The 8212-nt window shown below is 66.8% G+C and carries 11 protein-coding genes; 6 read left to right on the forward strand and 5 right to left on the reverse strand.

Annotated elements, in window-relative coordinates; genetic code table 11:
• Window positions 1-167, forward strand: a 167-nt coding sequence (locus tag QOD90_RS26575) for a PLP-dependent transferase (RefSeq protein WP_526354727.1), incomplete at its 5' end; no start/stop codon positions are given.
• On the opposite strand, the gene QOD90_RS26580 is transcribed toward QOD90_RS26575, so the two are convergent.
• From QOD90_RS26580 to QOD90_RS26590, 3 genes are all read right to left on the reverse strand, one after another.
• Window positions 153-815 (reverse strand): GPP34 family phosphoprotein, encoded by a 663-nt coding sequence (locus QOD90_RS26580; protein WP_526354708.1) that lies wholly within the window; start codon window positions 813-815, stop codon window positions 153-155. The two genes, QOD90_RS26575 and QOD90_RS26580, sit on opposite strands and share 15 nt — an antisense overlap.
• A 42-nt stretch (window positions 816-857) precedes the next feature.
• A complete protein-coding gene (gene greA / locus QOD90_RS26585) occupies window positions 858-1346 on the reverse strand; it encodes a transcription elongation factor GreA (RefSeq protein WP_526354710.1) in 489 nt (162 codons plus the stop codon).
• Window positions 1347-1565: 219 nt separating this feature from the next.
• Entirely contained in the window at window positions 1566-1988 is a 423-nt protein-coding gene (locus QOD90_RS26590) for a DUF4307 domain-containing protein (protein WP_526354712.1), read from the reverse strand.
• A 146-nt stretch (window positions 1989-2134) separates the two neighbouring features.
• On the opposite strand from QOD90_RS26590, the gene mca reads away from it, so the two are divergent.
• Genes mca through QOD90_RS26610 form a run of 4 tightly spaced genes read left to right on the forward strand, consistent with a single transcriptional unit; the run spans window position 2135 to window position 5639 of the window.
• Window positions 2135-3001, forward strand: coding sequence for a mycothiol conjugate amidase Mca (gene mca / locus QOD90_RS26595; RefSeq protein WP_526354714.1), 867 nt, complete (start codon window positions 2135-2137; stop codon window positions 2999-3001).
• On the forward strand, window positions 2998-3282 hold the full coding sequence (locus QOD90_RS26600; RefSeq protein ID WP_526354716.1) for a hypothetical protein: 285 nt from the start codon (window positions 2998-3000) through the stop codon (window positions 3280-3282). The genes mca and QOD90_RS26600 overlap by 4 nt, the downstream gene beginning before the upstream one ends.
• Complete coding sequence (locus QOD90_RS26605; protein WP_526354717.1) at window positions 3272-5257, forward strand: thioredoxin domain-containing protein; 1986 nt, start codon at window positions 3272-3274, stop codon at window positions 5255-5257. Before QOD90_RS26600 ends, QOD90_RS26605 begins: the two co-directional genes overlap by 11 nt.
• A gap of 10 nt (window positions 5258-5267) precedes the next feature.
• On the forward strand, window positions 5268-5639 hold the full coding sequence (locus QOD90_RS26610) for a nuclear transport factor 2 family protein (RefSeq protein WP_526354719.1): 372 nt from the start codon (window positions 5268-5270) through the stop codon (window positions 5637-5639).
• A 37-nt stretch (window positions 5640-5676) separates the two neighbouring features.
• On the opposite strand, the gene QOD90_RS26615 is transcribed toward QOD90_RS26610, so the two are convergent.
• Entirely contained in the window at window positions 5677-6327 is a 651-nt protein-coding gene (locus QOD90_RS26615) for an endonuclease domain-containing protein (RefSeq protein WP_526354721.1), read from the reverse strand.
• Between the two features lie 103 nt (window positions 6328-6430).
• On the reverse strand, window positions 6431-7171 hold the full coding sequence (gene trhA, locus QOD90_RS26620; protein ID WP_526354723.1) for a PAQR family membrane homeostasis protein TrhA: 741 nt from the start codon (window positions 7169-7171) through the stop codon (window positions 6431-6433).
• A 56-nt stretch (window positions 7172-7227) separates the two neighbouring features.
• Here trhA and QOD90_RS26625 point away from each other — a divergent pair, with 56 nt between their 5' ends.
• Window positions 7228-8022 (forward strand): (2Z,6E)-farnesyl diphosphate synthase, encoded by a 795-nt coding sequence (locus QOD90_RS26625; RefSeq protein ID WP_526354725.1) that lies wholly within the window; start codon window positions 7228-7230, stop codon window positions 8020-8022.
• Window positions 8023-8212: the final 190 nt, after the last annotated feature.

The raw sequence follows: 8212 nt of genomic DNA on the forward strand, positions 1-8212 counted from the left end.
CGCTCGGCGGCGTGGAATCGCTCATCGAGCATCCCGGCGTGATGACCCACGCGTCCACGGCCGGGTCCCAACTCGAGGTTCCCGACGACCTGGTCCGGCTGTCCGTCGGCATTGAGGACATCGCAGATCTGCTCGGCGACCTGGAACAGGCGCTAGGAAAGGGTTGAGCGCAACACGGACGCGGTGACGGCCAGGTTCACCTCGGGCAGCGCGGTCGGGTACTCGTCGACCCAGCTCCCGCTGGCGATCTCCGTGGCACGGGAGTGCACCCACCGCCAACCGCGATCGTTGAGGCTCAGAAGTGCCCCGAGGCCGTCGGCGGCGTGCAACACGGTGACGATGGCCGCCGTCGCCGGTGTGGGTGGCCGCCGGTCGAATAGCGCAGACAACAGATCGGCCCGCGCCATGGCCACCCGGTCGCGGTGGATCAGCGGCCACGCGTAGAGCGGACTGAACCGCTTCGACGCCACGCGGACGCGCCTGATCTGACCGAGCCGCTCCAGGTGCAGCGCCACGTTCTCCTGGACGTCCTTGCTGACCTTGGCCACGGCACGCGCCGGTGGCAACGGCTGCTCGTGGAGAAGCTGGAACGCGGGTTCGACGACGGCATCGGTCGGTCCGCCTGCCCGCAGAGCCACTAGCCTGCCCGGCTCGACGGCATCGCCGGGGACGGCAGGCCGAACACGGCACGCGTAGGCGAGATCGAGCAGTGCGCCGGCCGCCAGCACGCGTGCTCTCCGCCCGCGCTCCAGCGCGGGTTGAGCCGTCGCATTGTCCAACAGCAGAAGAAAGAGGTCTTCGGCGATCTGCGCCATGGACGGACCGTAGATTACCCAGCCGTTCGCTTCACGATCAGGTCAGGAGTGGTACGGCTCCGCGCTGATCAGCTCGACCTCGATGGTGCTGCCGTTGGGTACGACATAGCTGCGCTTGTCGCCGACCTTGGCGTCGATGATCGCACCGCCGAGCGGCGACTTCGGCGAGTACACCTCGAGCTTTCCGTCGGTCACGCCCTCCTGGCGCGTCCCGATCAGGAACGTCTCGGTGTCGCCGTCCGCGAACTTGACCTTGACGACTGAGCCGGGGAGAGCAATGCCGGACTGCTTGGGGGCCTCGCCGACCTTGGCGTTGTTCAGCAGCTCCTGCAGCTGCCGGATCCGGGCCTCTTGCTGTCCCTGATCTTCGCGCGCCTGGTGGTAGCCGCCGTTCTCGCGGAGGTCGCCCTCTTCGCGGCGATCGTTGATCTCGGCAGCGATGATCGGCCGATTCGCGATGAGCTGGTCGAGCTCGGCCTTCAGCCGGTCGAATGCCTCTTCGGTCAGCCAGGTGACCTGGGTGTCGGTCATGTCGCGCTCCTGTCTTCGTCTCGCGCTGTCAGCGTGGAAAGTTCTGCGTGTGTTGCCGCGATCGCAGGCGCTGAAGAGCGCATAAAAGCAGCAATACACGGCTCCATCAGGAACCGTGTACGTCGTCCATGGTAGCACCGTCAGGACAACGGATTTTCATGTATTGGCTGTTCGGCGTTCGTCGAATGGTTGCCCGGCGGGTTCGGATAACAAACCCCGTCAGGAGGCCACCAGGTAACTCGGCACGTCCATTCCGCAGCCGTAGACGTCCCCGACGACTGGCCGCCGGGTCGACTTGACCAGGGCCGTGACCTGGACCGTGTCGTGAACCGATGGCGGCACTAGCACCTCTCGCCGGCCGGTCTCGGCGCCGTCGATGGATCTGGCCCGGATGATGCACACCGCGGGGCGCGACGGGTCCTTGCGGGTGACGCTGATCGTGATCTGCACGGTCTCCCCGTCGATCAGTTGGTAGCCGCCAAGCTCGCCCTTCACCTCACCCGTGCCAAGCCGCTGATAGGCGACCAGTGCGAGGGCCACGCCGGCAGCCACGATGACCGCGGAGAGGATCATCGCCAGTCGACGACGGGACTCGCGGGTCAGTCGTTGCTGCCCGTAGCGGGCGGTCGGGCGCTCGATCATGATGAGCCTGGAGCCCCTTTGATGACGATCGTGTAGGTCTGAGTTCGGATGGTTGCACTACGACTGGAACTATAGGGGCACACGAAGTGGTTGAACCGTGACGACCACTGGCTTAAGCGACCAGGTACCGACCAAGTTAGGCACACGTGAGCGAACTGCGTTTGATGGCGGTCCACGCCCACCCCGACGACGAGTCGAGCAAGGGCGCCGCCACGATGGCCCGCTACGTCGACGAGGGCGTCCGCGTGAAGGTGGTCACGCTGACCGGTGGTGAGCGGGGCGACATCCTCAACCCGGCGATGGATCTTCCCGAGGTACACGGCCGGATCCACGAGATCCGGATCGACGAGATGGCGAGGGCGGCGGAGATCCTCGGCGTCGAGCAAGAGTGGCTCGGCTTCGTCGACTCCGGACTGCCGGAGGGTGACCCACTGCCGCCGCTGCCCGAGGGGTGCTTCGCGTTGGTGCCGTTGGCCGAGTCCACCGAGCGGCTGGTCCGCTCCATCCGTGAGTTCAGGCCGCACGTGCTGACCACCTACGACGAGAACGGCGGCTATCCGCACCCCGACCACATTCGCTGCCACCAGGTGTCGATGGCTGCCTACGAAGCGGCCGGCGACTACCGGCTATTCCCCGATGCTGGCGTGCCGTGGAACGTCTCGAAGCTGTACTACAACCACGGTTTCCTGCGGAGGCGGATGCAGCTGTTCCAGGACGAGTTCGCCAAGAACGGCGAGGTGGGTCCATTCGAGAAGTGGCTCAAGGACTGGGATCCGGAGCTCGACGTCCTGGCCAATCGGATCACCACCAGCGTCGAGTGCGCGAAGTACTTCGCCCAGCGCGACGATGCCCTGCGCGCGCACGCCACTCAGATCGATCCGACGAGCTTCTTCTTCACCACGCCGATGGAGTGGCAGCAGCGGCTGTGGCCCACCGAGGAGTACGAACTCGCCAGGTCCCGCGTGCCCGTGACGCTGCCCGAGGACGACCTCTTCGCAGGGATCGATCCGTGACCGACACTTATCTGATGATCGCCGGTCTGCTCGCCGACGAGACGCCGCGCGACACCGGGCCGGACTTCGGCAAGGCCAGCCCCTTCGGGCTCGTCGTCGTCGTCGTCCTGCTGATCGGCACCTTCCTGCTGGTGTGGTCGATGAACAAGCACCTCAAGAAGCTGCCCGAGTCGTTCGATCCCGAGCATCCCGAACCGGATCAGGCCATCGACGAGGGAACGGTCGGCCAGCCCGGCGATCCGGGTGTCGGCAAGGGTGGGCGTCCAGACGGTGGGGGTTAACGCCCTCGGGGCAGCCACCAGCCCCTATCTGCGCCAGCACGCGGACAACCCGGTGCACTGGCAGCAGTGGACCCCCGACGCGCTCGCCGAGGCGGCCGCCCGTGACGTGCCGATCCTGCTCTCGATCGGCTATGCGGCCTGCCACTGGTGCCATGTGATGGCCCACGAGTCCTTCGCCGACGACGACGTCGCCGCAGCGATGAACGCAGGCTTCGTCTGCATCAAGGTCGACCGCGAGGAGCGCCCCGATCTCGACGCCGTCTACATGAACGCGACCGTCGCGTTGACCGGTCAGGGCGGTTGGCCGATGACGTGCTTCCTGACGCCGGACGGCCGCCCGTTCTTCTGCGGCACCTACTACCCGAAGGCCGGCTTTCTGCAACTGTTGGACGCCGTCGTCGACACGTGGCGACACAGACGTGCGGAAGTGGAACAGGCTTCCGACGACATCGTTGGTGAGCTGAGGTCGATGGCGTCCGGCCTGCCCGGCGGGGGGCAGGCACTCGAAGCCGCGACGTGTGACCACGCCGTCGCGGGCGTGCTCGGCGATGAGGACGTCGCCCGTGGCGGCTTCGGTCGCGCCCCGAAGTTCCCGCCGTCGGCGCTATTGGAGGCGCTGCTGCGGAGCTATGAACGGACGAGCGATCCCGGGGTGCTCGCCACCGTCGAGCGGGCGTGTGACGCCATGGCTCGCGGCGGCATCTACGACCAACTTGCCGGCGGCTTCTCCCGCTACAGCGTCGACGCGTCGTGGGTGGTGCCGCACTTCGAGAAGATGCTCTACGACAACGCGCTGCTGCTGCGGGTATACGCACATTGGGCTCGACGTTCGGGAAAACCGTTGGCGCGCAAAGTCACCGAAGAGACTGCCTGGTTCATCGTGCGTGATCTCGGCGACGGCGGCATGTTCACCTCTTCCCTGGATGCCGACGCCGACGGCGTGGAGGGGCTCACCTACGCGTGGACGCCCGCGCACTTGCGCGACGTGCTCGGCGACGCCGACGGACGATGGGCAGCGGAGCTCTTCGCAGTCACCGACGCCGGAACGTTCGAACACGGGACGTCGGTACTACAGCTGCCTGGCGAACCCGACTCGCTCGCGCGCTTCGATCGAGTGCGCACGGCGCTGCTCGCCGCGAGGCTCGGGCGCCCGCAGCCGGGGCGCGACGACAAGGTCGTGACGGCATGGAACGGCTTCGCGATCACGGCGCTCGCCGAGGCATCCGTCGCGGTGGGAAATTCCGAATTCCTTGACGCGGCAACACATTGCGCGCGAAACATCGTCGACCTGCATGTCGTGGACGGCAGGCTGCGGCGGGCGAGTCTCGGCGGCCGGGTGGGCGACAGTGCAGCCATCCTGGAAGACCACGCCGGCCTGGCCACCGGATTGCTGACGCTCTACCAGCTGTCCGGCGACCCTGACATGCTCGCCGTGGCGACTCACCTGCTCGACGTCGCGCTCGACCACTTCGCCGATCCCGACTGTGCCGGGCGCTGGTTCGACACCGCCGACGATGCGGAGCAGTTGATGGTGCGGCCGTCGGATCCGATCGACGGCGCGACGCCGTCGGGAGCCTCGTTGATCACCGAGGCCCTTCAACTCGCGGCGCACCTGACCGGGTTCGATCGTTATGCCGCCGCCGCGGCCGCGTCCCTCGCCGCGGCAACCGCGATCCTGGCCAAAGTGCCACGCTCAGGCGGACATTGGCTGGCCATCGCCGAGGCCGACATCCGCGGACCCATCCAGATCGCGGTCGCCTGCAACCCCTTCGATTCGGAGTTGTTGGCCGCCGCCCGCCGACTGGCGCCCGGCGGTGCCATCGTCGTCGGGGGAGCAGTCGATTCGTCCGAATTGCTGCTCGGGCGCGACCGCATCGGTGGCCGCGACGCCGCGTACGTGTGCCGGGGCCACGTGTGCGACCTGCCCGTGACGACCGCGGGAGATCTCGCCACAGCGCTGGGAGCGGCCGTGTAGCGTGCGGCCAATGAGCGCCGAGTTGATCACGCAGACCGTCAACCGCTACCTGAGTCTGGTATCCGCTGGCTCCGCGGACGACGTCGCCGAGCTGTACACCGACGACGCCACCCTCGAGGATCCGGTCGGTGGCGGCGAGGTGCACATCGGCCGTCAGGCCATCAAGGGGTTCTACAAGAACATCGAGGCCGCGCAATGCTCGGCCGAATTGGTCACGCTGCGGGTCGGCGGCCACGAGGCGGCGTTCGTCTGGAAGCTGACGGTCGGCATGGGCGACAGCAAGATGTTGATCGACATCATCAGCGTCATGACGTTCGACGATGCGGGCAGCATCACCTCGATGAAGGCGTACTGGGGCCCGGAGAACGTCACCCAGCTCTAAATCCCACGCCCCACCCCCCTCCCGCGATTTCGGCGCGCTAGTCCGCGGTGAGCGCGGTTGTACGCGCCGAAATCGCGTACCGGATCTCGGCGATGACCCGTTCCGGATACTCCGTCAGATCCAGCCAGGTGAACCGCAGCACCGTCCACCCCGCGAGAGTGATGGCGTTCTGTCGCACTCGGTCGCGGTGGAAGTCGTCCGCATCGGTGTGGAAGGCCAAGCCGTCCGTCTCGAGCGCGAGCTTGCAGGCGTGAAAGCCAAAGTCGACGCAGTAGCCGGCCACGGGATGGTTGGCCAACCAGCCCGAGATGCCGGCTTCCCGAAGTAGATGCGCCAACAACCGTTCAGCAGCAGAGCGGGTTCCATCTTGCGCCGCTTGCAGAAGCAGGCGGGCGGCTGACGATCCATGTCGCCCCTTGTTGCGCAGATGCGCTTCCCACAGTGGTTTTAGCTCGACGTGTCGTTGAAGTGCGGAGCCTGCGGCACGCGGGCCATGGCCCCACACCGCAGCCCTGATCCGCGCCGCATCGGTGAACGGACGGTCGTCGACGAAGTAGACGCCTGGCGAGCAACGCCGCCAGTGCCCGGAGCGCGCGCGTCGTTCCAAGGCGTCGTTGCTGAACCCGAGGCCACGGGCTTGGGAGGCCGTGATGATGCCGTCGTTGAGACGGAGGAAATCGTGGAGCACTTCCAATAGACGGCGTGAGCGAGGTAAGCGGTTCCACCTACTGCGATTTGGGCGCGGAGATCCGCGGTGACCGCGGATGAACGCGCCGAAATCGCAGTAGGGGCTAGAAGACGGCGAACCACATCGCGATGTAGTGGCAGATCGCCGCCACCGCCGTGCACGCATGGAAGAACTCGTGGTGGCCGAACGTCGTCGGCCAGGGGTTGGGCCACTTGAGCCCGTACAGGACGCCGCCGACGCTGTACAGGGCGCCACCGACGATGAGCAGGACCAGTGCCGCGACGCCTGCGCCATGCATGATCGGCACGATGAAGAATGCAGCGACCCAGCCGAGCAGCAGGTACAGCGGCACGCCGACCCAGGCGGGCGCCGTCGGCCAGCACATCTTCAACAGCACGCCGGCGAGGGCGCCACTCCAGACGATCCAGAACAGCACCATGCCCTGACCCGACGGCAGCGCCAGCAGAGCGAACGGCGTGTAGCTGCCCGCGATGAACACGAAGATCATCGAGTGATCCAGGCGCTTCATCCACTTGCGCTTGTTCGGCGACACCCACGTCACCCGGTGGTAGGTGGCGCTGACGGCGAACATCGCCACGATCGTGAACGTGTACAGCAGCGTGGCCAGCCCGGCGCGGGTGCCCTCGAGTGCCCACGACACCGAGACCAGCGCGGCGCCCGCGATGGTGGCCACGATCGCCGAGTAGAGGTGTATCCAGCCACGCGCGCGTGGCTTGCCGAGGATCTGCGCTACGCCGTCGGCAACGGCTTCTGGGAGATCTTCGGCCTCCCGACGCCGGACGTCCGGCGGATCCGCGTCGGTCGTCTCGATCGAAGTGGCCATGTCGCCTCCGCAATCTGGCATGGGTGTACTCGATTGCCACAGTAGTCTTGATCCTCGTGGAACTCATTCCCCCGCGTCTCAAGGAACCGGCCTACCGGGTCTACGAGGCGCGGCTGCGCCACCAGCTCGCGCGATCCAAATCCCAACTGCCAAGGCACATCGCAGTGCTGTGCGACGGCAACCGGCGCTGGGCGCGTGACGAGGGTCACGAAGACGTCAGCTACGGCTACCGGATGGGCGCCGCGAAGATCGCCGAAATGCTCCGCTGGTGTCAGGAAGCCGGCGTCGAGATGGCGACGGTGTATCTGCTGTCCACCGAGAACCTGCAGCGCGACCCGACCGAGCTCGCCGCGCTGATCGACATCATCACCGACGTCGTCGAGGAGATCTGCGCCCCCATCAACCACTGGAGCGTGCGGACCGTCGGGGACCTGGAGCTGCTCGGCCAGGAGTCGGCGCGGCGGCTGCGCGATGCCGTGGACGGCACAGCGCACACGGCATCGGGTGCCTTCCACGTCAACGTCGCCGTCGGTTACGGCGGACGGCTGGAGATCGCCGACGCGGTGCGCGCCCTGCTCGGCAAGGAACTCGCCAACGGGGCGACGGCCGAGCAGCTCATCGAAGCGGTCACGGTCGACGCGATTTCGGAGAATCTCTACACGTCGGGCCAGCCGGATCCCGATCTGGTGATCAGGACCTCTGGCGAACAACGGTTGTCCGGATTCCTGCTGTGGCAGAGCGCGTATTCGGAGATGTGGTTCACCGAGGCGCACTGGCCCGCGTTCCGGCGCGTCGACTTCTTGCGCGCGCTGCGCGACTACACGCTGCGAGAACGCCGCTACGGTCACTAGCCCGTGAAAGACTGAGCACGTGGCCGCGATGTCCGCAATGGTCTTCGCCCTGAGCTGGTGGCTCGGGCTGTACCTGCTGGCGCGCGACCCGCGCAAACCCGTTCTGCTGCTCGCGGCCATCGGCCTGACCAGCTTCGCCGTCGTGGTCGCGTTGGATGCCGTCCGCCACCTGAGCACGTCGCATGCGGCC

Origin of the sequence: Mycobacterium sp., from assembly GCF_032161845.1 — a bacterium.
Lineage (GTDB): Bacteria > Actinomycetota > Actinomycetes > Mycobacteriales > Mycobacteriaceae > Mycobacterium.

Excerpts from the sequence above, each read along its gene's own strand:
- QOD90_RS26580 (WP_526354708.1), bottom strand. The coding sequence starts at position 815 with ATGGCGCAGATCGCCGAAGACCTCTTTCTTCTGCTGTTGGACAATGCG.
- greA (WP_526354710.1), bottom strand. The coding sequence starts at position 1,346 with ATGACCGACACCCAGGTCACCTGGCTGACCGAAGAGGCATTCGACCGG.
- QOD90_RS26590 (WP_526354712.1), bottom strand. The coding sequence starts at position 1,988 with ATGATCGAGCGCCCGACCGCCCGCTACGGGCAGCAACGACTGACCCGC.
- QOD90_RS26610 (WP_526354719.1), top strand. The coding sequence starts at position 5,268 with ATGAGCGCCGAGTTGATCACGCAGACCGTCAACCGCTACCTGAGTCTG.
- trhA (WP_526354723.1), bottom strand. The coding sequence starts at position 7,171 with ATGGCCACTTCGATCGAGACGACCGACGCGGATCCGCCGGACGTCCGG.